This is a genomic window from Undibacterium sp. Tian12W, from assembly GCF_049339405.1.
Taxonomy (GTDB): Bacteria; Pseudomonadota; Gammaproteobacteria; order Burkholderiales; family Burkholderiaceae_D; genus Undibacterium.
Genome location: NZ_JBMPPK010000022.1, coordinates 92,900 through 118,241 on the forward strand (window position 1 = coordinate 92,900; position 25,342 = coordinate 118,241).

The 25,342-nt window shown below is 49.7% G+C and carries 19 protein-coding genes, 1 tRNA gene and 1 pseudogene; 8 read left to right on the forward strand and 13 right to left on the reverse strand.

What is annotated here, in order from left to right:
• Positions 1–51 precede the first annotated feature (51 nt).
• The 3 genes from ACO0LI_RS24735 to ACO0LI_RS24745 all read right to left on the reverse strand — a co-directional run bounded on the left by ACO0LI_RS24735 (position 52) and on the right by ACO0LI_RS24745 (position 4,564).
• Complete coding sequence (locus ACO0LI_RS24735) at positions 52–2,415, reverse strand: ABC transporter permease (protein ID WP_423035984.1); 2,364 nt, start codon at positions 2,413–2,415, stop codon at positions 52–54.
• A gap of 128 nt (positions 2,416–2,543) precedes the next feature.
• Positions 2,544–3,296 carry an ABC transporter ATP-binding protein gene (locus ACO0LI_RS24740; protein ID WP_423035986.1) on the reverse strand — a complete coding sequence of 251 codons (753 nt, stop codon included), beginning with the start codon at positions 3,294–3,296 and terminating at the stop codon, positions 2,544–2,546.
• Positions 3,297–3,439: 143 nt separating this feature from the next.
• Complete coding sequence (locus ACO0LI_RS24745; RefSeq protein ID WP_423035988.1) at positions 3,440–4,564, reverse strand: sensor histidine kinase; 1,125 nt, start codon at positions 4,562–4,564, stop codon at positions 3,440–3,442.
• Between the two features lie 799 nt (positions 4,565–5,363).
• Between ACO0LI_RS24745 and ACO0LI_RS24750 the strand changes: the two genes are divergently transcribed.
• From ACO0LI_RS24750 to ACO0LI_RS24760, 3 genes and pseudogenes are all read left to right on the forward strand, one after another.
• Positions 5,364–6,878: a hybrid sensor histidine kinase/response regulator gene (locus ACO0LI_RS24750; protein WP_423035990.1), complete on the forward strand. Its 1,515-nt coding sequence runs from the start codon at positions 5,364–5,366 to the stop codon at positions 6,876–6,878.
• A 366-nt stretch (positions 6,879–7,244) separates the two neighbouring features.
• Entirely contained in the window at positions 7,245–7,862 is a 618-nt protein-coding gene (gene trhA, locus ACO0LI_RS24755; protein ID WP_423035992.1) for a PAQR family membrane homeostasis protein TrhA, read from the forward strand.
• A gap of 663 nt (positions 7,863–8,525) precedes the next feature.
• A pseudogene (locus tag ACO0LI_RS24760) lies at positions 8,526–8,894 on the forward strand (helix-turn-helix domain-containing protein); the annotation flags it as partial.
• A gap of 236 nt (positions 8,895–9,130) precedes the next feature.
• On the opposite strand, the gene ACO0LI_RS24765 reads toward ACO0LI_RS24760, so the two are convergent.
• From ACO0LI_RS24765 to ACO0LI_RS24775, 3 genes are all read right to left on the reverse strand, one after another.
• A tRNA-Ser gene (locus ACO0LI_RS24765) sits at positions 9,131–9,220 on the reverse strand.
• A 107-nt stretch (positions 9,221–9,327) separates the two neighbouring features.
• Entirely contained in the window at positions 9,328–9,792 is a 465-nt protein-coding gene (locus ACO0LI_RS24770) for a rhodanese-like domain-containing protein (protein ID WP_423035994.1), read from the reverse strand.
• Positions 9,793–9,852: 60 nt separating this feature from the next.
• Positions 9,853–11,625 (reverse strand): putative bifunctional diguanylate cyclase/phosphodiesterase, encoded by a 1,773-nt coding sequence (locus ACO0LI_RS24775; RefSeq protein ID WP_423035996.1) that lies wholly within the window; start codon positions 11,623–11,625, stop codon positions 9,853–9,855.
• Between the two features lie 666 nt (positions 11,626–12,291).
• Between ACO0LI_RS24775 and glnA the strand changes: the two genes are divergently transcribed.
• The 4 genes from glnA to ntrC all read left to right on the forward strand — a co-directional run bounded on the left by glnA (position 12,292) and on the right by ntrC (position 17,096).
• Complete coding sequence (glnA, locus tag ACO0LI_RS24780; RefSeq protein ID WP_422952306.1) at positions 12,292–13,707, forward strand: type I glutamate--ammonia ligase; 1,416 nt, start codon at positions 12,292–12,294, stop codon at positions 13,705–13,707.
• 140 nt (positions 13,708–13,847) lie between these two features.
• Entirely contained in the window at positions 13,848–14,336 is a 489-nt protein-coding gene (locus tag ACO0LI_RS24785; protein WP_422952305.1) for a DUF4124 domain-containing protein, read from the forward strand.
• A gap of 85 nt (positions 14,337–14,421) precedes the next feature.
• On the forward strand, positions 14,422–15,495 hold the full coding sequence (gene glnL, locus ACO0LI_RS24790; protein ID WP_162058484.1) for a nitrogen regulation protein NR(II): 1,074 nt from the start codon (positions 14,422–14,424) through the stop codon (positions 15,493–15,495).
• A 77-nt stretch (positions 15,496–15,572) separates the two neighbouring features.
• Complete coding sequence (ntrC, locus tag ACO0LI_RS24795) at positions 15,573–17,096, forward strand: nitrogen regulation protein NR(I) (protein WP_423035998.1); 1,524 nt, start codon at positions 15,573–15,575, stop codon at positions 17,094–17,096.
• Between the two features lie 56 nt (positions 17,097–17,152).
• Here ntrC and ACO0LI_RS24800 read toward each other — a convergent pair whose 3' ends face one another.
• The 5 genes from ACO0LI_RS24800 to ACO0LI_RS24820 all read right to left on the reverse strand — a co-directional run bounded on the left by ACO0LI_RS24800 (position 17,153) and on the right by ACO0LI_RS24820 (position 20,592).
• Complete coding sequence (locus tag ACO0LI_RS24800) at positions 17,153–17,677, reverse strand: phosphatidylglycerophosphatase A (protein ID WP_423036000.1); 525 nt, start codon at positions 17,675–17,677, stop codon at positions 17,153–17,155.
• Positions 17,674–18,642 carry a thiamine-phosphate kinase gene (thiL, locus tag ACO0LI_RS24805; protein ID WP_423036002.1) on the reverse strand — a complete coding sequence of 323 codons (969 nt, stop codon included), beginning with the start codon at positions 18,640–18,642 and terminating at the stop codon, positions 17,674–17,676. The genes ACO0LI_RS24800 and thiL overlap by 4 nt, the downstream gene beginning before the upstream one ends.
• A gap of 75 nt (positions 18,643–18,717) precedes the next feature.
• The gene (locus tag ACO0LI_RS24810) at positions 18,718–19,905 is read right to left on the reverse strand and encodes an FAD-dependent oxidoreductase (RefSeq protein ID WP_423036004.1); all 1,188 of its coding nucleotides are present in this window, start codon (positions 19,903–19,905) and stop codon (positions 18,718–18,720) included.
• A gap of 7 nt (positions 19,906–19,912) precedes the next feature.
• Positions 19,913–20,077 carry a rubredoxin gene (locus tag ACO0LI_RS24815; protein WP_110258335.1) on the reverse strand — a complete coding sequence of 55 codons (165 nt, stop codon included), beginning with the start codon at positions 20,075–20,077 and terminating at the stop codon, positions 19,913–19,915.
• 35 nt (positions 20,078–20,112) lie between these two features.
• Positions 20,113–20,592 carry a rubrerythrin family protein gene (locus ACO0LI_RS24820; RefSeq protein ID WP_422952300.1) on the reverse strand — a complete coding sequence of 160 codons (480 nt, stop codon included), beginning with the start codon at positions 20,590–20,592 and terminating at the stop codon, positions 20,113–20,115.
• 282 nt (positions 20,593–20,874) lie between these two features.
• Here ACO0LI_RS24820 and ACO0LI_RS24825 point away from each other — a divergent pair, with 282 nt between their 5' ends.
• Positions 20,875–23,184, forward strand: coding sequence for an NADP-dependent malic enzyme (locus ACO0LI_RS24825; protein ID WP_423036006.1), 2,310 nt, complete (start codon positions 20,875–20,877; stop codon positions 23,182–23,184).
• Positions 23,185–23,249: 65 nt separating this feature from the next.
• Here the strand turns inward: ACO0LI_RS24825 and ACO0LI_RS24830 are convergent, their stop codons facing one another.
• Both ACO0LI_RS24830 and alkB read right to left on the reverse strand, forming a co-directional pair.
• The gene (locus ACO0LI_RS24830) at positions 23,250–24,155 is read right to left on the reverse strand and encodes a 5'-nucleotidase (protein WP_423036008.1); all 906 of its coding nucleotides are present in this window, start codon (positions 24,153–24,155) and stop codon (positions 23,250–23,252) included.
• A 63-nt stretch (positions 24,156–24,218) separates the two neighbouring features.
• Positions 24,219–24,872 (reverse strand): DNA oxidative demethylase AlkB, encoded by a 654-nt coding sequence (gene alkB / locus ACO0LI_RS24835; RefSeq protein WP_423036010.1) that lies wholly within the window; start codon positions 24,870–24,872, stop codon positions 24,219–24,221.
• Positions 24,873–25,342 lie beyond the last annotated feature (470 nt).

A 25,342-nucleotide genomic window follows, 5' to 3' on the forward strand; every position in this document is an offset into this window, starting at 1 on the left:
TATTGTTGAGACGAAATCGTTAAAGGGATATGGTGTTGGCTGATGTGTATTTTATTCACGCGTCTTGAGCACGCTGACCATGTCCAGCCCATCTACACGCTGGCGCACGATAAAGGCGCTGACTATGCCTGCCAGTACCACGCAGATGGCAGCAAAGGCATAGGTGGCGGGCGTGATCACAAATGGAAAGTAAAAATCGTCGGTTTGTATCCCGCTGACGATGCCCGCCGCGAGCAGATATCCCAGCAACATGCCCAGCGGCATGGCAAGTGTGATTTCAATTGCAAGCTCGCCCAGCAAAATGGCAGACACTTCGGTGCGGGTAAAGCCCAGAACGCGCAGACTGGCCAATTCCCAGGCGCGCTCGGCCAGTGCGATGCGGGCGTTGTTATACACCACCCCCACGGCAATCACGATAGCAAAGGCTGTCAACACAGAACTGACCATCAGCAGGTTGCCGACGGTCACATCCTCTATGTTCTTGGCCATGGTTGACTTGCTGATGACCACGCCAACACGGGATAATCCTTGTAGACGTTGTAGCAGCTCGGGTTCAAAGCCGGGTTCAACCGCCAGGGTGAAGCTGTTTACCAGATCACCTTCGCGCAATAGATTGTTCAGGCTGGCTCGCTCGATGTAGGCATTCATGCCCAGCATTTCTTGTACCTTGCCAGTTACCGGCAATTCCAGCACTGCGCGTTCGCCTTCCTGTACCTCTACTCGTACTCTATCGCCCACGTGAAGATGCAACTTGGTAGCGAGACGATCGGTCAGCAACAGACCGTCCTGTGGGGCAGTGAAGAATTGCCTTTCCAGATTCACGATGCGTTGCAGTTCAGGTTGCGGCGCTTTGCCCATGATGATGCCGTGCCAGTTGTGGTTATCATGTACCAGCCGAACCGACACGCTGCGTGCCCCTTCCACCGCAGTGACATGGGGCAACTTGCCTGCTGCGTATAATACGTTGGCAGGCGTTGCTTCCAACAGGGCCACGACCACGTCGCCGCGCAACACTTGCCGAAACTGGGTTTCCATCAACACCGCCACCGAATCGCGCATAAAAGAGCCGGTAACCACAATTGCCATCGACATGGCAATACCAAACACCGTCAGGCTGGTACGCAGTGGTCTTCGCGTCATCGTACGCAAGACCATGCGTAGCGCCGGCGAAAACCATTTTTGCCAACCCCAACGTTCGATGAGCATGGGTTTGAAGATGCCTGGGGACGGGGCGCGCATAGCTTCTGCTGGTGCCAGGATGACGACCGCATAAATCGCGTTGACCGTGGCCAACACTGCTGCGGTTAATGCCACGCCGACGGCCACCAGCACAAGATCGGGGCGCAAACGAAAATGCATGTCAGGGAAGCGAAAGCTTTCCTCATACATGCCGACAAAAAACCTGCCCATCACTGTGCCCAGAGCCAGACCCAATGCCAGCCCTAAGGCCACGATAATCAACACCAGCTTTAAGTAATGCCAGCCAATTGCAAGGTTGTCGTAGCCCAGTGCCTTGAGTGCAGCGATCTGTCCGCGCTGAGTGGCAATTTGCCGACCTAGCACCACGTTAAGCAAAAAGGCAGCAACACCCAAAAAGATCGTCGGCAAGACTGTACCCATCACCCGCTGCTGAGTAATTTCAGAGCTGAGCATGGCGTGCGACATCTGCAAATCGCGGCCATGAGCGGTGTTCCCGCCGTAACGCTTCAGCAGGCGGTCTAGCTGATCTATCACCGCCCCCTCGCTGGCACCAGGGCTAAGCCGCACGGCAACCTGGTTGAACGCACCTTCCATATTGTAGGCTGACGCCAGAGCACGCTTATCCACCCAAAAGACGCCAAAACCGCGCTGGTCGGGCGAGCCCCCCAAACCCGCAAAAATATACTCAGGCGAGAGAGCAATGCCTACGATTAGCAGTTCTTCTCGTTTGCCATTGATGAGCGCGTTGACCCGGTCACCTGGCGCGAGTTTGCGTGCCACGGCAAAACCTTCCGATACCAGTGCTTCCATTGCGCCTGTATGGCGTGTAGCAATCATACGCCCCAGGCGAAGATTGACCTTATTGAGCCGCTGCGGCAGCAATGGGTCCATCCCCAACAACAGACCGACAATTGGGTCCACTACATTGGGGATATTCACTGGGACGACTTGGGCTTGGGATGTTTCAACATGCGCGGCACCAACAATTTCCTGCAATTGTCGCTCCAGAGTCAGTGGTGCTCGCTTGAGTGTGGCAAACACATCTGCAAAACGTGAATCGGCGTAATACAAATCGCGCGACCACGATAGCGCGTCGTAAGCGCTGAAGCTGGTGATGAAACCAGCGACGGCACTAGCGACCACCAGCGCAATTGTCAAGGCCTGACTCCACATTAAAGTTATGCCGCGCAGTAGCTTCTTGTTCAGCGTTTTCATGGTGGTCTTATCTGGACTCAGCGGACTGTAGTGACCCGCACCCTTATGTGGAAGCTAATGCAAATTAAGCTGGCTGTGTTGCGTATCTTTGCGCTTACTGGCCTTTATTAAATCAAGGGGCCAGAGCATTACCAGGTCAGTTGGGACGGTTGCAGCTTGTTAGTGTTGACTTCGATGCGCTGAATTCGTCCCTCACCCAAAAACAGCACCCGATCCGCCATGCCTGCAATGGCGGCGTTATGAGTGATGACGATTGTCGTAGTACCGATGCCTCGGTTGATGTTGGCAATGACCTCCAGCACCAGCTTGCCGGTTACATAGTCCAGTGCTCCTGTGGGTTCGTCGCATAGCAACACGTCTGGCCGCTTTACGATGGCGCGGGCAATCGCCACCCGCTGCTGCTCACCGCCAGATAATTGCGATGGAAAGTGATCTACCCTGTCTGCCAGCCCCACCAGCGTCAACGCTTCCAGCGCGGGCATGGGGTTAATGGCAATGTCGGTCACCAGCTCCACGTTTTCCCGCACCGTTAGACTGGGGATGAGGTTATAGAACTGAAACACAAAGCCTACATGCTCACGCCGGTAGGTGGTGAGTTCTTTCTCGTTGGCTGCGGTTAAATCTTGTTCAGCAAAAAGGGCACTGCCGCTACTAGGGCGATCTAGGCCGCCCAGAATATTCAATAAAGTCGATTTGCCGCTGCCCGACGGTCCCAACAACACTATGAACTCGCCCTTGTAGATAGTTAGATCAACATCAACCAGGGCAGTGACCGTTATCTCGCCCATCTGGTAGGTTTTGGCAAGTCCTTTGGCAATAAAAAGAGGTGTAACCTGCGGCGACACGGCGACAGGTAGCGCCTGGACGTTGATGTTTTGCATGACCTGCACGCTACTCCAATGGCTTGAAGTAGGTCTGTGCGTTGTCACACAAAGGCAGTCCCAATAGATCTTGGTATTTAATACGCTTTGCGGCTCAGGAAAGCAGGATTGCTAATTTTGAGGTAGATTAAAAATATCTTATATTATTTTCGGGGTAGATAAACTGAAAATACAGTGCCCGCATCTTGATCAGAACGTACATTAATATCGCCGCCGTGTGCTACAACGATTTCTTTTGCTATAAACAAGCCTAAGCCTAGACTGCTACGCGGCCTGTCGTTGCCATCCTGCTCTGGCAATTGCACCAATGAGCTGAATAATGTTGGTAATAGCTCTTCTGGAATTGGAGGCCCTTCATTGCAGACCTGAAGAAGTATGCGATCTTTTTCTCCCACTATATCGACGATGATCGGCCTATCCGGCGCACCATACTGTGCGGCATTGTTAATTAGATTTATTAACACTTGCTGAAGCCGTTGCTGGTCAAAAGCACCTTTCAACTCACCTTTGGTGTTCAGTTCGAACAGAGATTTTGGATGTACTGCAGTAGAGTCTTCAATAGCCCAACGGCCTATGTCGTTGAGATCACATTCAAGTCGTTCGATTGGAATGCCATCACCCAATTGAGTGCGGGCCAATATCAATAGATCATTGACCATCGCGTTCATTGTGGCAGCACTACGCTTGACACGAAATCCTATCTGCTGAATTTGATTGTCAAATGCGCCCGCTCTGGATAGATATGTGCCGGCCAATGCTGTAACTGCCAGGGGGCTACGCAAGTCATGACCTAATATGGCCAAAAAAATATCCCGGGTTTCATTCACTTTGTCCGAATACGCTATAGCAGCCTCGGCAAGTGATTGATCTATTGCTTCATTAAACCGCATCATGTCTTGCGCATTTTCTACCCAAACATTAGAACAACTTTGCTGCCATAGCTTAAGTACGCTTGCTCGCAATGCACGGTACTCGGCAATTAATTGACGTAGAGTAAATCCGCTCGCGTAACGCAATCTCCCATGAATTGATGAAGCACTCTCATCATTGGCTGGAGGTGAGCTGAGATCTTGTGATTTCGCCTCCTTTTGTTCCGGGGTCTCTGCTGTTTGAATATCTTCGGCCACGAACTGTAGTATTTGTTTAGCGTGATCCCGTAGTTCCTGAGTAGACATCTTATCCGCAACAGTACCAAAGGTCGCCGCGAATGCATCCCATTCAATAAGGATCAGCTCCATATTTTGATTAATGAATTTAGCGATATTCATAGTTTGAACGTGGTGAGGAGAAAGTGCGTCTTGAGAAGGATGCGAGAATGCTTGATTAATATTACTACATATCAAGTAGACAATGCTTTTGTACTTTGTAAGCTGTTTAAACTCTCTTCCTCTAAGATGTTTTGAGGGAAGTGCGAGTCAAACAAATCGCGCATTCTAAGATGCAAGAAATTGAAAATTTCCTAATATTTAAAACTGTTCTTTAACTCATAACCGAGTGAAAGAAATGATACAAGAATATAGGCTGACAAACGGCTAAGTGCATAATAATTCGAGATTGAAAGTGCTGAGCAACATATACTTTTTGCCTCTTTTGAATCTCAGTGACGTGATCATCCCGACAAGCTTGATGGGTAATATCTCCTTCTTTGTGCGGCAACGCACGGTTGCTTATTAATCCCTGATTTAGTCTATCGCTGACAATTTAGCTTTGTAGTTAAGTTATTTACAAATGAGAGATAAAGGCAGAATAACTATTGATGGCATAAAACGGCTTCGAAAGCCTATATTGATGGCGATCACTATTGTTTTTTTGTAACGAATAATGTAGTGTGCCAGCAATATTTCCTGACAATGTTAGCAGATGGTTATGGCCAACAAAAGCATTGATACCATAAAGTTCGTTGTCCATTGGCATTGCCTGATTTGGATTGGCCGAGTCCAGAATACTTGCTATGACACTACAATTTATCGTCGAAGTGATACCTATCGATACCATACTTGCAAACTCCAGAGATTTTTTAAGTCGGACACCGCATTTGCCTGTTATTAAGGGCGCAGAGGTTCAACTATGAGCGAGTTGCATATCAAAAATCGTGTCCTGATTTACGCACCCTACGGTAAGGACGCTACGCTCGTCGCCAATGCGCTACATAGCGCTGATGTGCTTTGCGAGCATTGTTCGGGCCTGCCGTCATTGCTAAAGGCAATGGAGGAGGGTGCTGGAGCGCTAGTAACAGTGGAAGAGGCATTGAACCTTGAATGGTTTGACGCGTTGTTCACATTTATTACCCATCAGCCTGACTGGTCTGATTTTCCTATTCTCGTTCTAACTAAGCCGGGTAGCAATCCTCATTGGGTACAGCACGCTTATGATGTTTTGGGTAATCTGACTTTGTTGGAGCGTCCTATACGCGTTCCAATCTTAATGAGCGCAGTGCGTTCCGCGCTACGAGGGAGGCAGCGGCAATACCAAATTTGTGAAGCATACCAGCACAAAGATGAGTTTTTGGCTATGTTGGCGCATGAGTTGCGCAATCCACTGGCTCCGATCGGGGCCGCTGCGCAATTGCTTAGCCTGCGGCCACAAGACGCAACGATAGTGCTGAAGACTAGCCAGACTATTGCGCGTCAAGTCAGGCATCTGTCACATCTCATTGACGACTTGCTGGACATGGCCAGGCTCACACGCAATCTGGTAGCGTTCGCGAGTGAGCAGGTTGATATGCGAAATGCAGCGTCAGAAGCCGTTGAGCAACTTGAATCTGCTATGCAAGCAAAGCAACACCGGCTAAACCTTTGCTTGCCTATTCGCCCTGTGTGGGTGAAAGGCGACCCGAATCGACTGGTTCAAGTGATCGCCAATCTTCTCAACAACGCAGTCAAGTACACATTGACTGGAGGAAGCATTGAAGTGATTCTCGCAGTTGAAAAAGATTCAGTGGTACTGGAGGTCAGTGACGATGGTATGGGCATAGAGCCTGATCTGGCCCCCTACATTTTTGACTTGTTTACTCAAGCTAAACGCACACCAGACCGCACTCAAGGTGGTCTGGGCTTGGGCTTGGCACTTGTGAAATTGATAGCCAATGCCCACGGCGGTAGCGTTCATCTGTGTAGTGAAGGCCTTGGGCAGGGCAGTACATTCACTCTCAGGTTACCTTGCCTGCCTGCTGATGAGGTGATGCAAGAATCGGTAGCCTGTAGAGAACCAATACCGAAGGTTCCAACCCAGCGGATATTGGTAGTAGACGACAATCAAGATGCGGCCGATATGCTCTGTACAGTATTACGTGAATTTGGTCATGAGGTCGTTGTTGCTTATGACGCTAGTGCTGCTCTTGATATTGCGCGCCGTCTAAAACCGCAAGTAAGTCTGCTGGATATCGGATTGCCTGATATGGATGGCATGGCATTAGCGAACAGCCTGCGTGAACTGCCAGAGACTGCGACCTCGCTATTAATTGCCGTGACTGGCTATGGACATGCTGAGGACATGCGTAAATCGCTTGCTGCAGGATTTGATGCGCATCTAGTCAAACCACTGGATATGGATGAATTACAAAAATTGTTGAATCGTAGTTGACCAAGTGTGATTTAAGTAAAGATAACAAACAAAACACAAATGTTTAAGGACAATGTCCTTGTTTTTGCTTTACGCCGCTTGTATCTGCGCTTTGAGATCATAGAACCAGCCTATGCGGAGCGACAGACAACAAGTGCCATCGATAAATATGCAATGTAACTTTTAAGCAGACTTAAAATAAAATTTATTAAAATGATAATCAACAACGTAGCTTGCAACAGTTTCACTTCGATCGGAAAGGACCGGGATTTGATGGGGCAAATGACCGGGTGGCAGCTTTCGCCAGGAGGTGCACAACGCGCCCACGCAAAAATATAATGTCGGGGCCGCAGCTTTCAATAGTGAGAAATTTGTAAGGGAATACGCATGTATTATGGAGAACGCTTCAACAGCATTACCCACATGGTGGGTGCTGCGCTGGCGGCAGTGGGTGGCGTATCGCTGATCACGATAGCAGTTCGCAGTGGAGACTATTGGAAGATTGTTAGTTTCAGCATTTACGCTGTCACGCTAGTTGCCCTTTATTTTACATCTGCCCTGTATCACAGCACCCAAGGGCCTGCCAAAGACGTATTGCGTCGGCTCGACCATTGCGCAATCTACTTGCTAATTGCTGGTACCTATACGCCATTCACACTGGTCAGCCTAAGGGGGACGTGGGGATGGTCGCTGTTCGGCGTGGTGTGGGGGCTTGCCGTTGCTGGAGTTCTGCAAGAATTGTTGTATGCCAAAGGAGCACGGCTAATGTCATTGCTAATCTACGTGGTGATGGGCTGGGTTGGAGTGATCGCAGCTAAACCTCTCATCAATGCGCTCACGATGGACGGCTTCTGGTGGCTGGCAGTGGGTGGTGCGCTCTACACCGGCGGCATCGCGTTTTATGCCACAGATCACAAATGGCGTCACGGACACGGGGTTTGGCACCTGTTCGTGCTTGGCGGGAGCATATGCCATTTTGGCGCGGTATTGCTGTACGTGGCGTAGAGGGCAAGCAGAGCGATTTGACTACTCCTGACAGAATTACTGCAAATCTGTTGATCGAAAGGTGCCAAATAAGTCTGTACATCGTCTCGTTCCATGAGTGTCGCCGGTATTTCTCTATACCAATTGATCAGGCACCGGAAATAGACACACATGAGAACAACGAACCCACAAAACAAAGCGCCTACTTGCATGAGCGGGTGTTGCGTGAGATCTGGTCTTGCCGGACCACTGCGGAATCTAACAACGACACAAGGATCCTCAATCCGCTCGACCCAAAATAGTTGCACTACTCAGAAAATCCGCCCAAGTTTGCATTAAGGGACGGCGTTGCTCCAACAAGTCTGTCCTATGATAAGCCGCCTCTACCTTATTCTCTACTTGGTGTGCCAACGAGCGTTCTGCTAAATCTCTGGAATGACCTTTCTCACTGCACCAGTCCTGAAAGCTCGACCTGAAACCGTGGGCAGTGGCAACACGACCATGAGTGTCAATATGCGCTTCTACTCGACGCAAGTAACTTGTCAATACCTTCTCAGACAGTTCGTAAGCCCCCAACCTGTTGATTTGCACTGAAAATTGACCCACTTTGCTGGATAAATTGCATCTAAAATTGACCCACGTTTAGCACACAATCCTACTTATCTTGATGAGTAGGGGACAGGAGTGATTGACGTGGCATTACTAGGTATTATTCGACGCTGGCACATTCGTGACCAGATTCCATTACGGGAGATTGCCAGACGACTGGGCATCTCCCGCAACACTGTCCGGCGCTATCTGCGCTCTGAAGTCACAGAGCCAGCCTATGCGGAGCGACAAACAAACAGAGCCATCGACAAATATGCATTGCAGCTTTCAAGCTGGCTTAAAACCGAAGCGGGTAAAAATCGCAAGCAGAGACGCAGCTTAAAACAGCTTCATCTGGATCTGAAAGAACTGGGATTTGAGGGGTCGTATGACCGGGTGGCCGCCTTCGCCAGGAAGTGGAAGGTGGATCAAACTGACAGGGTCAATTCAGCTAGCAAACGAACAAGTCAACACCTCTTTGAGCCTGTTGCTTAAGAATCGCCACAAGCCTGCATCAGGAAGTTTAGTAATTCATCGCGGAATTCAGCGGCGGCACAGGTTTGCTTTCGTTGAGCTTTTTAGAGGGACACATTGCCAATGCGTTCCAATAGCTTCCAAGCGGCGTTGGTACACCAAATGGCACACTGAAATAGCTAAAAAATAAAAAAGCCCTTGAAAATCAAGGGCTTATTCATTTATCTTGGCGGAGAAGGGGGGATTCGAACCCCCGGTAGGGATAAACCTACGCACGCTTTCCAGGCGTGTGACTTAAACCACTCATCCACCTCTCCTGCATTCGCTAAAACTTGCCGTAACAGCGAAGTCCGCTATTCTAGCAAAGCAAACTTCATTATGGAAGCTTTTTTCTTGTTTTTTGTAAATCTTGCTATGGATTAAGTCAGGCGCCCAGCCATGGCAGGTTGTTTTGGCACCAGCCGCCTACGGTTTTTCTGTGGCCTTGTTCGTCCTTGTCGCCTTCAAAACCTTGCAGGATGTCGTAGCAGTTGGTGTAGCCGTTTTCAGTTGCTAGTTTGGCGCCGTGGCGTGAGCGTACGCCGGAGCGGCAGAGGAAGAGGATGGTGCTGGCTTTGTCAGGCACGCTGGCTTGCAGTTGTGCGAGAAAGTCGGGGTTGGGTGTGCCGCCTGGGTAGAGGCTCCATTGCACGGCCAGGTGTTGGGCTTCGCTGATGTTGACTCTACCTACCCAGTCGCGTTCTGCATTGGTGCGTACATCGACGATTAATATCTTGCTGTCATTTTGCAGCAACGCAAACGCTTCTTTTGGCGTGACTGCACCTGCGTAGGGCAGGGCTTGTTCCTGGCCGCGCTGGCGTGCTGCTTGCAGGGTTTGATCTGTTGACATGGTAATTCCTTGATTGAAAATGGCGATTGCAAAAAAGGTAGTGCTAATGTGCCTGCTAGTTTATATTAAATCGGCACTGGGTTTGCCGTACAGATAACCTTGATAGGAAAGACAGCCCTGCTGTAGCAGGAAATCGCGCTGGGCTGCGGTTTCCACACCTTCGGCAATCACAGCCAGGCCCAGGCTTTGGCCGAGTGCGATGATGGTTTTGGTGATGACGGCATCATTGTTATTATTGAGGATGTCGCGTACGAAGGACTGGTCTATCTTGAGCTGGTCCAGCGGCAGGCGTTTGAGGTAAGACAGGGATGAGTAGCCGGTGCCAAAGTCATCTAGTGAAAAACCTACGCCTCTGGCTTTGAGCTGGTTCATCTTGTCTATGGTTTCTTCTATATTATCGATGAGCAGACTTTCTGTCAGTTCGAGCTTGAGTTTGCTGGCTTCAATCTCATAGCGGGCGATGTTATCCAGCACCTGTGCAACAAAATCATATTGCCTGAACTGACGGGCGCTGACATTCACTGCCAGGCTCATATGCTGTTTATCTTCTGTTTTTTTCCAATCGGCCAGTTTGATGCAGGCGGTTTTTAATATCCATGCGCCCAGGCTGAGGATGAGGCCTGATTCTTCTGCGAGTGGGATAAAGTCGGATGGCGGTATCAAGCCCTTTTGTGGATGTTGCCAGCGCACCAGGGCTTCTGCGCCGGTGATCTGACCTGTGCTGCTGACCTGCGGCTGGTAATGCAGAACGAACTGTTCTTGCTGCAGGCCCAGGCGCATGTCGGCTTCCAGTGCTGCGCGGGTGTTGACGATGACAAGCATGTCTTTGTCAAAGAAGCGGAAACTATTGCCGCCACTGGACTTGGCCTCATACATGGCGACTTCTACCTGTTTGAGCAGTTCTTCGGCTGAGGTGCTTTGTCTGTCAAACAGGGTGATGCCTATGCTGGCACTGCTGTGATATTCAGTGTGTTCTAAATCATAGGGGGCGAGCAGGTCTGCCAGGATTTTGGTGGCGATCATTTGTGCTTCTATGGCGGTTTCGCGGATGTTGTCGCTGAGTTCTTCGAGCAGTAATACAAATTCATCGCCGCCGTATCGTGCCAGGGTGTCGCCTTTGCGTATGCTGTGGGCCAGGCGTTTTGCGGCAACCTTTAAGAGCATGTCGCCTTTGCCGTGACCACTGCTGTCATTGATGGTCTTGAAATTATCGAGATCAAGAAACAATACAGCGCCATACAGATTACTGCGGCTCTTTGCCAGCAGGCTGTGTTGCAGGCGGTCTATTAATAGTCTGCGGTTGGCCAGTCCTGTCAGCGGGTCGTGATAGGCAAGGTGTTCCAGTTTTGCTTCTGCTGCTTTTCTCTGGGTGATGTCGAGCATGGTGGCTACATAGTTGATAACCTGGCCGCTCTGGTTTTTGACGGCAGTGATGGTCAGCCATTCTGGATAGACTTCGCCATTTTTTCTGCGGTTCCAGATTTCACCCTGCCAATAGGCGTTGGCATCGAGTTGTCTGCCCATGTCTTCATAATAGCTATTGCCATGCAACCCGGATTTGAGCAGACTGGTTTGCTTGCCCAGTGCTTCTTCGCGGCTATAGCCGGTGATGTGAGTGAACGCATTGTTGACACGCAAAATAGTACGGTGCTGGTCGGTGATGACCATGCCTTCCTGGGCTTCAAAGGCAATCGCGGCGATGCGCAAGTCTTCTTCTATATGTTTGCGCTTTGCTCGCTGTTTGCAGATGATTTTTTTGAGTCGTTTTTTTTGTTCACCTGCTTCTTGCAGCAGTTTGATTAGTTTCAAGGTGACAGAGGTGCTTGCCAGCATGGACAGGATCAAGGTCAGGGCGGCAAGCAAAAACGGCTTTCGCGGGCAGGGGTGGGGCAACATAATATATAGGCTGAAAAATCAATACCGGCTGAAAAACATTGCCAGCGGGGCGGCAGTTCTGTGCTGGATCTTTGTAATTGACATGCGGCCAGACTGGCAAAGATGGTGACAGTCTAAATGAGCGCGAATGCGACACGAGCCTATACAAAGGAAAGTTGATTTTGATCAAGCATATTTGCTTTTTATGAAACATTGCTCATGGGGTGGCAGCGTTTCATCCAATACGATTTTGATCAGCTGAAAAATTGCACCAAAAAAATGCGCAATAGCAGTTTTAAATCAATAACGCACCAAAAACGAACATTTAATTTTGCGTGCATTGTTTTGGTGTGAATTGTATTTTGTCTGTTTGTTAAGCAGTTTCCCTTTTGGTCAGGAAAACGCCACAAAAACAAGCATTTAACAAATTTCGATTTTATATATGTCTGATCTGGATGATGGCACGGTTTCTGCTATTATCCCCACTGAGTTTAGCCGCCAGGCGAAAATGCTGTTGTAAGAGCAATAAGGCAAGGTTTGTCTGTTGGTCAAAATTGCACATAACTGGCAGGCGCAGGGCTCGGCAATTTCCGAATTTATTTTTAGCTCTCAGAGGAGTTTCACATGGCAATGACAGCCGCAGAAGTCTTGAAAATGGCGAAAGATAACGAAGTCAAATTCGTTGATTTTCGCTTTGCTGATACCCGAGGCAAAGAACAGCACGTAACTGTTCCAATTTCCCAGTTCGACATCGATAAATTCGAATCTGGCCACGCATTCGACGGCTCGTCCATCGCTGGCTGGAAAGGCATTGAAGCATCCGACATGTTGTTGATGCCTGATCCATCTACTGCCAACATTGATCCATTCTTCGAAGAAACCACATTGTTCATGCAGTGTGACGTGATCGAGCCATCTGATGGCAAAGGTTATGACCGTGACCCACGTTCCATCGCGAAACGTGCTGAAGCGTATCTGAAATCCTCAGGCATTGGTGATACAGCTTACTTTGGCCCAGAACCAGAATTCTTCATTTTTGACAGCGTACGCTGGAAAGTAGATATGTCTGGCTGTTTCGTCAAGATTGATTCTGACGAAGCTTCCTGGACGACAGGTGAAAAACTGGAAGGCGGCAATACTGGCCACCGTCCAACGGTGAAGGGCGGTTACTTCCCGGTTCCTCCAGTCGATAGCTTCCAGGACATGCGTTCTGAAATGTGTCTGATTCTGGAATCCCTGGGTATCCCGGTTGAAGTGCATCACCATGAAGTGGCTGGCGCTGGTCAAAATGAGATCGGTACCAAGTTCTCTACTCTGGTAGAACGCGCTGACTGGACACAAAACCTGAAATACGTAGTCTGGAATGTTGCCCATACTTATGGCAAGACAGCGACTTTCATGCCTAAACCTATCGTTGGCGACAACGGCTCTGGCATGCACGTGCATCAATCCATCTGGAAAGATGGCAAAAATCTGTTTGCTGGTGACGGCTATGCTGGTTTGTCTGATTTCGCCCTGTACTACATCGGCGGTATCATCAAGCACGCTAAAGCACTGAATGCGATCACTAACCCAGGTACCAACTCTTACAAGCGTCTGGTTCCAGGTTATGAAGCTCCGGTGAAACTGGCTTACTCTGCCCGTAACCGTTCTGCTTCCATCCGTATTCCTTACGTTGCCAATCCTAAGGGCCGCCGTATCGAAACACGTTTCCCTGATCCACTGGCGAACCCATACCTGTGCTTCTCTGCACTGATGATGGCAGGTCTGGACGGCGTACAGAACAAGATCCATCCTGGCGAAGCAGCCAGCAAAGATCTGTACCATTTGCCACCAGAAGAAGATGCATTGATCCCAACAGTGTGCGCATCTTTGGAAGAAGCACTGGATGCATTGAACAAAGACCGCGAGTTCCTGACACGCGGTGGCGTATTCAGCGACAGCATGATTGATGCTTACATTGATTTGAAAATGCAAGAAGTACAACGCTTCCGCATGACAACTCACCCTGTTGAATTTGACATGTACTATTCTCTGTAATTACCCTCTGCAATCAGGGTAAAAACGCAAAAAAGCGGGGGTAACCCCGCTTTTTTTGTTACAAATGCTAATTTGTTCGTAATTGTGTTGCACGGCTGCATGACATACACTTACAGTCTATCCATGAATATTGCCTTCCTATGAACCGACTCTTGTCAGGATTACTTCTTTTTATTGGCGTGCAGGCGTATGCCCATGCACAGGCCGAGGTATATCTATGCGTCGATGATAATGGCAAAAAAGAATACAAGAACACAGGTGCTGTCAAAGGCTGCAAGAAAGTGGATTTGCAAGGCCTGACTGTTCTGCCAGCGCCTGTATTGCCGGCCCCTGCCAAGAAACCGCAAGGCAAGCCTGCCAGCAGCCCCAGTGATTTCCCCAAGGTAGATGACAGTACGCAAAAAGCCAGGGATTCTGACCGCAAACAGATTTTGCAGGACGAATTGAAGACAGAAGAGCAAAAACTGGCGAATATCAAGAAAGAATACAATAATGGTGAGCCTGAGCGTCGTGGTGATGAAAGAAATTTCGCCAAATATCAGGAACGCACCAATTTGATGAAAGAAGACATCAGTCGCACCGAAAAAAACATAGAAGCACTAAAACGTGAAATTGCCAATGCAAAATAAGTTGCCAGTGTGAACGGCAAAAGTGCTTCCGGGCATGATGCTTGCGTAAAGGTCGCTCTGTGCGGCCTTTTTTTATGGACAAGTTTTGAAAACTCCACTTACCTCATTTGCCGGACTTGACCTGCTGACATCCGCGGTCATTGTGCTGGATGCTGAAGGCAGCATTTTATTTGCCAATGCTGCTGCTGAAAACTTGCTTGATTCTTCTTTCAAGTCACTGACACATTTAAAGCTGACAGACCTGTTCCTTAATGGGCAGGAATTGACTGCGGTCTTTCATCAGGCAGTAGCTCACCAGTTTGCTGACAAGCGCCAGGACCTGACTTTGGAGCGGGCAGGGCGTGACCCCTTGCATGTGCACAGCATCGTCACTGCACTCGATAATCCTGATACGCCAGTGCTGATAGAGCTGCGTGAAAACGTACAGCAACTCAAGCTTGACAGGGAAGAGCGCATGCTCGACCAGAGCAAAGCGAACAAGGAGTTGATACGCAATCTGGCGCATGAGATCAAGAACCCACTAGGTGGCATACGTGGTGCAGCGCAATTGCTGGAGCTGGAATTGCCCGAGCGCCACCTGCGCGAATTGCGTGAATATACCCAGGTCATCATCAAGGAGGCCGACAGGTTGCAGACCCTGGTAGATCGCTTGCTGGCACCGCATCGTTTGCCACATATCGTTGGCGACGTGAATATCCATGAAGTGTGTGAACGTGTGCGCAGCCTGATCGTTGCTGAGTTCCCGCAAGGGCTGACGATCAGTCGTGACTATGATTTATCGATACCTGAATTTCGTGGTGACAAAGAACAGCTTATCCAGACAGTGTTAAACATTGCCCATAATGCCGCGCAGGCATTGAGTGAGCGTATCAGGCAGGGTGATGCGGTGCTGACTTTCAAGTCGCGCGTGGTGCGCCAGATCACTTTGGCCAAGGTTCGTTACAGGCTGGCATTAGACTTGCATATCATCGATAACGGTCCGGGCATCCCACCCGAGATTCGCAACCGTATTTTCTATCCCCTGGTGTCAGGCAAGGAAGGCGGTAGCGGTTTGGGATTGACGCTGGCACAAACTTTCGTTGAACAACATTTGGGTGTCATCGAATGTGAGAGCCGGCCAGGATGTACGGATTTCCGGATACTGATACCACTACCTTAAATAAGGGTGTGGCAAAGCGGCGGCACCAAAAGTGCTCCTTCTATCGATATGCTTAACACAGACTGCAAAACGACAATATGAAACCAATCTGGATAGTGGACGACGACGATTCAATTCGCTGGGTGCTGGAAAAAGCACTGGCGAGAGAAAATCTGGCAACCCGCAGCTTCACCAATGCAAGAGATGCAATGAATGCCTTGCAAAGCGATACGCCACAAGTGCTGGTGTCTGACATACGCATGCACGGCGCATCCGGCCTTGAACTCTTGCAAACCGTCAAAGCCAAATATCCTGGCTTGCCTGTAATTATCATGACGGCGTTTTCTGATCTGGAATCAGCAGTTGCGGCTTTTCAGGGCGGTGCGTTTGAATACCTTGCCAAGCCGTTTGACCTGGACAAGGCCGTAGAGCTGATACGCCGCGCCATGGATGAGAGCCTGCGCGAATCCAGCGTAGAGCAAAGCATGTCTGAAACGCCTGAGATACTTGGTCAGGCACCTGCCATGCAAGATGTGTTTCGCGCCATAGGCCGGTTGTCACAATCGAATGTGACGGTGCTCATTACTGGCGAATCGGGCAGCGGTAAAGAATTGGTGGCACGTGCATTGCACAAGCATAGCCCGCGTTCTTCTCAACCTTTCATTGCTTTGAATACTGCAGCGATCCCCAAGGATTTGCTGGAGTCTGAATTATTTGGTCACGAGCGCGGCGCCTTTACTGGCGCGCAAACCACACGTCGTGGTCGCTTTGAGCAGGCCGAGGGTGGCACGCTGTTCCTTGATGAAATTGGTGACATGCCTTTTGATCTGCAAACACGCTTGTTGCGGGTTTTGTCGGACGGTCATTTCTATCGGGTTGGTGGACACCAGCCCATGAAGGCGAATGTGCGCGTGATCGCCGCGACCCACCAAAATCTCGAAACCCGCGTTAAAGATGGTTTGTTCCGTGAAGACTTGTATCACCGTCTGAACGTGATTCGCCTGCGCCTGCCGAGCTTGCGCGAGCGTCGTGAAGATATCCCTTTGCTGACAAAATACTTCTTGAACCAGAGCGCCAAGCAATTGGGTGTGGATGTCAAACGCATGTCGGAACCGGCTTTGCAATTTTTGTCCAGCCTGGATTTTCCGGGCAATGTGCGCCAGTTGGAAAACCTATGCAACTGGATCACCGTCATGGCGCCTGGCCAGACGGTGGAAGTGCCTGATTTACCGCAAGATCTGGTGCCAATTGCCATGGGCGCGGCGAGTCCAGTTCAGGTTCCCGTTGGCGGCAGTGTTAATGAAATGCATGGCAGGGGAGGTGAACATCTGCAGGCGCAAGCTTCACAAATCAATGGCAGCGCCTATCCAGAAAAACCAGTGTACCGCAGTGGTGAAAGCTGGGTTTCTTTGCTGGAAGCAGAAGCAACAGCGATGCTGGCAGAAGGTCAGTCTGAAGTCATCGACAAACTGGGGCGTTGCTTTGAATCTGTTGTCATCAAGGCCGCATTGCGCCATACCCATGGTCGCAAGAATGATGCTGCGATACGTCTGGGCATAGGCAGAAATACCATCACCCGCAAGATTCAGGAACTGGGGATAGATGGGGTTAAGGACGAGTAAGTATTCTTCAATATGGAACAGTAAAAAATAATGGCTGCAATTTGCAGCCATTATTTTTAGAAGTTACGCCATAGTGCAAAACTCAGCAGACAAAAGAAAGCCGCCACAATATCATCCCACATGACACCAAAGCCCCCTTTGAAGCGGCGGTCAAAATAACCTATCGGTGGTGGCTTGACCATGTCAAAAAAGCGGAAGCCGATAAACGCCCACAACTGGGTTTGCCAATCTGCAGGTACGATGAATAGCAACACCAACCAGAAGGCAATGATCTCATCCCATACCATGCTGCCATGATCAGCGACTCCCATGTTCTTACCTGTGACATGACAAGCCCAGACTCCAACAGCAAAGCCAATGACAATGATGGCGAGCCAGTTAAGCGTTGTGAATACCTCAGGCCAGCGGCTGGTTAGAACATAAAAACTCAGCCAGGCAAACAGGGTGCCCGATGTGCCAGGCATGACGGGTGACAAGCCGCTGCCAAAACCCTGAGCCAGAATATGGGCAGGGTGACGCAGCATGAAGCGCCAGCCAGGGTGGGTGACGATGGCTGTCTGGCCGTGTTCTAAAGTGTTCATGGATTTACGAAGTGATCGAAGGATTTATATTGCAGCTGCACTGGCTTGCCATCTTCATCGACCAGGCGCAAGCCAACATTTGCTTCTATCTGGCCTATGCGTGTGACAGCAGTGTGCGATTTTGCTGCTGCGGCAATGACTTGTTGTCTGTTACTGCCGGGAGCCGTAAAACATAGCTCATAATCATCACCACCATTCAGGGTAAATTGCCTGCGCAATTCCTGAGGCTGCGTTTGCAAGACCGGGCCAGCAGGCAATTGATCAATAAACAGGCTGGCGCCTACCGCTGATTTTTCCAGTATGTGGCCAAGATCACCCGCCAGACCATCAGAAATATCCAGCGCTGCATGCGCTATGCCACGCAAGGCCATGCCCAGTGCAATACGTGGGCTGGGTTGGTGCATGCGTGTTGCCGCCAATTGATGATCAGACTCACTGAGAGTGACTTCATTCCAGTAGCCTGCCAAAGCCAGGCGGGCATCGCCCAGTGTGCCAGATACCCAGATGTCATCGCCAACCTTGGCGGCATCGCGGCGCAGGGCGGTGCCGGGTGGCAGCTCACCAAAAATCGTGATGCAGATATTGAGTGGTCCCTTGGTGGTGTCACCACCTATCAGGTGGCAATGATGTTCATCAGCCAGCGTCAGCAAGCCGCGAGAAAATTCTGCCAGCCAATCCTGGTTTGCTTCAGGCAGTGACAGTGCCAGGGTAAAGCCCAGCGGCGCAGCGCCCATGGCAGCCAGGTCAGACAAATTCACTGCCAGGCATTTATGCCCCAGCTTGTATGGGGCAGCATCCGGGAAAAAGTGGCGGCCAGACACCAGCATGTCGCTGGAAATGGCCATCTGCATGCCGGGGCTAGGGTTGAGCAGGGCGCAATCATCCCCTATGCCGAGGGCGACGCGGCTGTCTTGAATACTGTGCTGCGCAAAGTAGCGCTTGATGAGATCAAATTCGGAAAGCATGCGCGCATTGTACCTAAGCTGACCCAGGATTCAAGATAATCCCCAGGCGCCTTGGATACTATGCGCCTTGCTACATTAGTTCAACCGCGTTGCTTGTGCTTCTGTTAATTCTGCAATCAATGCATTTCTCGATTTGGCATCTTGTGGGGCGACTGCAAAGCCGTGCAATTTTTTGTTCTCATCAAAGTAGCGGCTGGTGGTAATGCCATCCGCATGATCTGATTCCCACGCGCCTGATTTGCTGACCGCAAACGCAGGTGGGATCAGTGCAACCGGGTAGCAGGGCGTCTTGACCAGCACTGCGGCAGGCTTCATGTCTATGCTGGTCATTTGACCGCTCAGGCTTTGTGCAATTGCCCGCGCTGCAGTCATGATGGGGGCCACATACGGCATCAGGCTTTGGCTGCCATCTGCTTGCTTGTACTGCGCACAATCTCCAAGTGCGAATATTTCTGGCACACTGGTCTGGCCATACTCATTGATGATAATGCCACGATCTGTCTGCAATTGTGCTGCTTGCGCCAGACGTATATCGGCACGCAAGCCGACTGCAGACAAGACGACATCAGTGTTAAAACTCTCTCCATTTGACAAGGTTATTTTTAAGGCATTATCCAACGTGTCAATCTGGCTGGCAGTGGTGCCCAGTTTGAGTTGTACACCTTTTGCATTCAGTGCGGCATGCAAGCCTTGTGAAATAGCGGTCGGTGCCAGTGCAGCGAGCGGCAGTGCGTTTGGGTCTATCAAGGTAACTTCATGCCCCGCGCTGGCCAGGTCATCGCTGAATTCACAGCCTATCAAACCCGCACCCAGTATGGTGACCCTGGCCTTGTCACCAGCTTGCGCCAGCTTGTCGCGAAACACGGCATAGTCAGCCAGGTTATTGACCGACAAAACCTGGTCAGCCGCATTGCCAGCGATAGGCAGGCGTATGGCTTGCGCACCAAGCGCCAGCACCAGTTGGGCATAATCAAAATCACCCACTTTGGTTTGTATGGTCTGCGCCTTTGTATTAATGCCGCTCACCACGGTTTTGGTCAAAATAGTGGCAGTCAGCTCGGCTGCCATCTGATCTACCGTTTTGCTTTGCAATTGCTGTGGTTGCTTGCCCATGGCAAAAGCATTCGACAGCATGGGCTTGGAATAAAAGCCGCCATCATCGCCAGTGATGATCAGCAAGGGCGTAGTTTTATCGAGCTTGCGAAATTCTCTGGCGACTGTATAACCAGCCAGGCCGGAACCGATGATGGCGATGGGTTTCATGACTACCTCAGATTTCTATCATGTCAAAATCAGCTTTGGCAACGCCACAATCAGGGCATTCCCAGTCGGCTGGAATGTCATCCCAGCGTGTGCCGGCGGCGATGCCTTCTTCTGGCAAACCTTTGGATTCTTCATAGATAAAGCCGCATACGATGCATTGGTAAGTTTTCATAATGTCCTCTGTGTTTGATGGAGTGTTTTTGGGGCTCAGGCCTGATTGGCTTCGAGCACAGCGCGGTAGTGATTGGCGTGGCGCTCTTCTACCTTGGCCAGTGCAGCAAAACGCTTGGCAGCGATTTCTAAAGTCCGCTTAAAGTTTTCAGCGTGTTCCTTAGATTCTGCGATTTGCTCATCGTATTCAGCGACGGCAGCCTGATTGCCTTCTTCCACAGCGAGATGACGGAATTTTGGGTACATTTCTGTGTATTCATAAGTCTCACCTTCAATGGCAATTTCCAAAGCACGTTGCGGCGTCAGCTGGCTTTTGGGATACAGCAAATCCAGATGACCAAAGGCATGCATGACTTCTTGATCAGCGGTTGCTTCAAATGCTTCTGCAATTTCTATCGCACCCGCTTCACGCGCCAGTTTGGCGAAATAGCGGTATTTGATATGGGCCATGGATTCACCTGCAAAAGCGGATTCAAGATTCTGGATGGTGACGGATGGGTTTGCCTGGGTGCTCATAATGCTCTCCTTGGTGATTTACGGTGCTTTAGGGTGTTGTTTGCATTTGCTATCAACATGAGATACATAATAGATTTTAATAATTGATTTGAAAAGATAATTGATTTTATCGATTCGATAGTTAAGAACTATGTGTTATTGCTTAACAGAATAAATTGCATTTGGTTATGCTAGAAAAGCATAAGAGTCGTACAAATACGTATAAAGTTAGAGGGTTCCCTCTGCTAGAATCTCTACCAGTAAGATTTCCGTAAGCAAAAAAATAGAAAGAAGGTCAAGCACATGGATTCGTCAGATCAAAAAGAGCAAATACGTCAACAATTGCGTCAGGCAGCGCTGGAATATCATGAATTTCCAACTCCTGGCAAAATCAGTGTCACTGCTACCAAGCAACTGACGAATCAACGTGATCTGGCTTTAGCGTATTCCCCAGGTGTTGCTGCACCTTGTGAAGAAATCGTCGCCGATCCAACTGCTGCATTCAAATACACTGCACGTGGTAACCTGGTGGGTGTCATTACTAACGGTACTGCAGTGCTGGGCCTGGGTAATATCGGCCCGCTGGCATCCAAGCCTGTCATGGAAGGCAAGGGCGTACTATTCAAGAAATTTGCCGGTATTGATGTATTCGATATCGAAATCAATGAATCTGACCCTGACAAACTGGTCGACATCATTGCTTCACTTGAGCCTACCTTTGGCGGCATCAATCTGGAAGACATCAAAGCACCAGAATGCTTCTATATAGAACGCAAACTGCGCGAGCGCATGAAGATACCAGTCTTTCACGATGACCAGCATGGTACAGCGATCATTGTTGGCGCAGCTATTCTGAATGGCTTGAAGGTTGTTGGTAAAACTATCAAAAATACCAAGCTGGTGGTATCTGGAGCAGGTGCAGCAGCGTTGGCCTGTCTGGATTTGATCGTTGATCTTGGTTTCCCGCTGGAAAATATATTCGTTACTGATCTGGCTGGCGTAGTTTATAAAGGCCGTGTTGAGTTGATGGACCCGGACAAAGAACGCTTCGCGCAAGAAACCTCGGCCCGCAGCCTGCGTGATGTCATGCCTGATGCAGATATCTTCCTTGGCTTGTCCGCTGCCGGTGTGTTGAAGCAAGATATGGTCAAGCTGATGGCACCAAATCCTTTGATCCTGGCTTTGGCCAACCCTACACCAGAAATTCTGCCTGATGAAGTCAAGGCTGTACGTGATGATGCCATCATGGCGACCGGGCGCTCTGATTTCCCGAATCAGGTGAATAATGTTCTGTGCTTCCCGTATATTTTCCGTGGCGCCCTGGATTGTGGTGCGACCACCATCACGCGTGAAATGGAAATCGCGGTCGTGCATGCGATTGCTGAGCTGGCTCAGGCTGAGCAATCAGATGTCGTCGCTTCTGCATATGGCATCAGTAACCTGTCCTTTGGCCCGGAATACCTGATACCCAAGCCGTTTGATCCCCGTTTGATGATCAAGATTGCCCCCGCTGTTGCCCGTGCAGCAGAAGAATGCGGCGTGGCTGTGCGTCCTATCCAGGATATGCAGGCTTATGTAGAGAAGTTGCAGCAATTCGTCTACCACAGCGGCACTTTCATGAAGCCATTGTTCCAGATCGCCAAAAAAGCACCTGCTGACCGCAAACGTATCGTCTATGCCGAAGGTGAAGAAGAAAAAGTCTTGCGCGCAGTGCAGGTTATCGTTGATGAGAAACTGGCAGCGCCTATTTTGGTGGGCCGTCCGCATATCCTCGACCAGCGCATAGAAAAATTCGGTTTGCGTCTAAAGGCGGGTGTAGATTTTGAAGTCATCAACCCTGAGCAGGATGATCGCTATCGCGACTACTGGCAGACCTATCTGCAGATGACTGCCCGCAAAGGCGTGACTGAGCAATATGCCAAGCTGGAAATGCGCCGCCGTCATTCATTGATCGGTGCCATGATGATCCATAAGGGCGATGCAGATGGCATGATCTGCGGTACCTTTGGTACGACAGGCTTGCATTTGAATTACATCAATCAGGTATTGGGCAAGCGTGAAGGCGTGAATGTCTATGCCGCCATGAACGGTCTGGTTTTGCCTGATCGCCAGGTAGTATTGGTTGATACGCACGTCAATGAAAACCCGACTGCAGAACAAATCGCCGAGATCACGATTCTGGCAGCAGAAGAAATGCGTCGCTTTGGCTTGTTGCCAAAAGCTGCCTTGCTGTCTCACTCAAATTTCGGCTCCAGCAATAGCGAATCCGCTCAAAAAATGCGTGCGGCGCTGGCGATTATTCAGCGTGATGCACCTGATCTTGAGGTGGATGGTGAGATGCATGGCGATACTGCACTTGATACCAGCTATCGCAAGAAAATGATGCCGGATTCGACACTGAAGAGCGATGCCAATCTGCTCGTCATGCCGAATATTGATGCCGCAAATATTGCCTATAACCTGTTGAAAACAACGGCCGGTAATAACGTCGCGATTGGTCCTATCTTGCTGGGTTGTGCCAAGCCTGTGCATATTTTGACGCCATCAGCGACAGTACGTCGCATCGTCAATATGACAGCTTTGTGTGTGGTAGATGTGCTAGCACAGCGTTAATCTGTCTTCAGATATAAAAAAGCCAGCCTGATAAATCAGGCTGGCTTTTTTTGTTTTGTGGCGATTTATTTTCCTTGTTTGACTGGTACGCGGCCAGTCGGCACAACATTCGACGCGTGCAGGCAATGACCATGCTGGTCATCAAAAAACATATGTGGTTTGAATGCGGCCAGTACAGCTGACTTGTTGACCCCACCCATGAAGAAGGTTTCATCGATCGCGATATTCCAGGCGCGCAATGTCCGTATCACCCTTTCGTGGGCAGGTGAGGCACGTGCTGTCACCAGGGCTGTGCGCAGCGGGAAGGCCCGTCCGTCCGGGGTTTTGAAATTATTCTGCAGATACGATAAAGCCAGCAGCAATCTGGCAAAAGGCCCTTCCGGCAAAGGCTTCAAGGCATTTTCTCTTTCATGCTGCTCAAAGGCTTCCACGCCTTGTTCCTGATAGATGCGTTCAGATTCATCTGAAAAAATGACGGCATCGCCATCAAAGGCAATGCGAATTTGCTCGGGGTCGGCAGCATTTTCTGGCAGGCGATATAACATTGCCGACGCTACGCCTGAATTGATGGCTGCTTGCACATCGTCTTCATGCAGAGATAAAAACAAGCTGACGTTAAAAGCCAGCAAGTAGGGCGCCAGTGGTGAGCCGCCCGATAAGGCGGCGCGTGTAATATCCAGTCCATAATGAGCAATGGAATTAAATATCCGCAAAGAGGTTTCAGACGAATTGCGCGACATGATGACCACTTCCACCAGTCTGTGGCCGGGTGTCAGCTCGTTGAGTTTCAATAAAGCCTTGACCAGGGCAAAAGCTGCGCCTGGTTTTAATATGCTGTTTTCTTCTTTGAGTTGATGCTGGCGATAGGCATCCAGGCCTTGTTCTTGAAAAATAGCCTCTTCCACTTCCAGATCAAACAGGGCGCGGGAAGAAATTCCGATGACTAAGAGATTATCTAGCGAAAATGGCATATGAGATTGTTTGTTTTGTTATTGGACGGCGAGATAAAGTGCTGCCCTGTTTATGCAGCCTGACTATATAGCCTCACGGAAGGTCAGATTGATTCTTTGTGTTCCCAGGAGTGGATGCGCCGCTTCCTTGATGGGTGCTACGCCATGGTAACGCAATCTGGCCGGACCGCCCCAGACTACAACATCACCATGTGCCAGATGATAGCGCTGGACAGCATCACTGCGTTGCATGCCACCAAAAAGAAATGTCGCCGGTATGCCCAGTGAGAAAGACACGATAGGTGCGCCAAATTTCTTTTCGTCTTTATCCTGATGGAGACTAAGGCGTGATCCCACCTGATATTGATTGATCAGGCAGCTGTCTGGTGTAAAGCCAGAAAAACCAGCTTCTTGTGCTGCTTGTACAGCAAGTGAATAAAAACTATCTGGCATCGCAGGCCAGTGCTCTCCATTTTCCGGATCATAAGCGCTGTAGCGATAGCCATCACTATCTGATACCCAGCCCACCTCGCCGCAGCAAGTCATCGCGACTGACATGCGGTGACCATTAGGCGTGCGCATTTGCCGAAAAGGGTGCTTGCTTAATATTTGCTGTATGTCATCCAGCAATGCGGCCTCGTGATTCACTGAAAAGTGCCTGAGTATCACAGCACCTTCGCAGATAGTTTCTGTCCAGGGCTGCATATTGCCGGCGTCATCAAAGAGTGAATAATTCATTGCCTTACTTCAGTTTGCCCATCTCATATATAAGCGTAATTCATTTTTTGAAAGTTTGGCAGATAAAGAAAATTTCTCTTGCAAAACAGGTGGGGGATTTGCTATAGTTCGCCTCCCGCTGAAGAGCGGGGTAGAAAGTGAAGTAATTCCTGGTTTGAGCGAAAGAAATGACGCAGAAAGCCGGGGTCTGGAAATATCCTGAGGTAGTTGAGATTGATTCTAAAAAGATTTGATCTAAACGAAATAAAAACAGGGTGTTGACAGATAAAAAGAAGTGCTTCATAATCTCGTTTCTCTGCTGCTGACGCACACAACGCTGCGACGCAAAGCTGGATCGGAAGACGGTCTGGCGAGGTAGAAAAGATTCTGGTTCTTTAACAATTAACAGTCAATAAATGTGGGCACTTGGTGAAGCGCACCAATTAACTTAGGTTAGTTGGAATGCTTAAATAATATAGCAAGTGTTCACA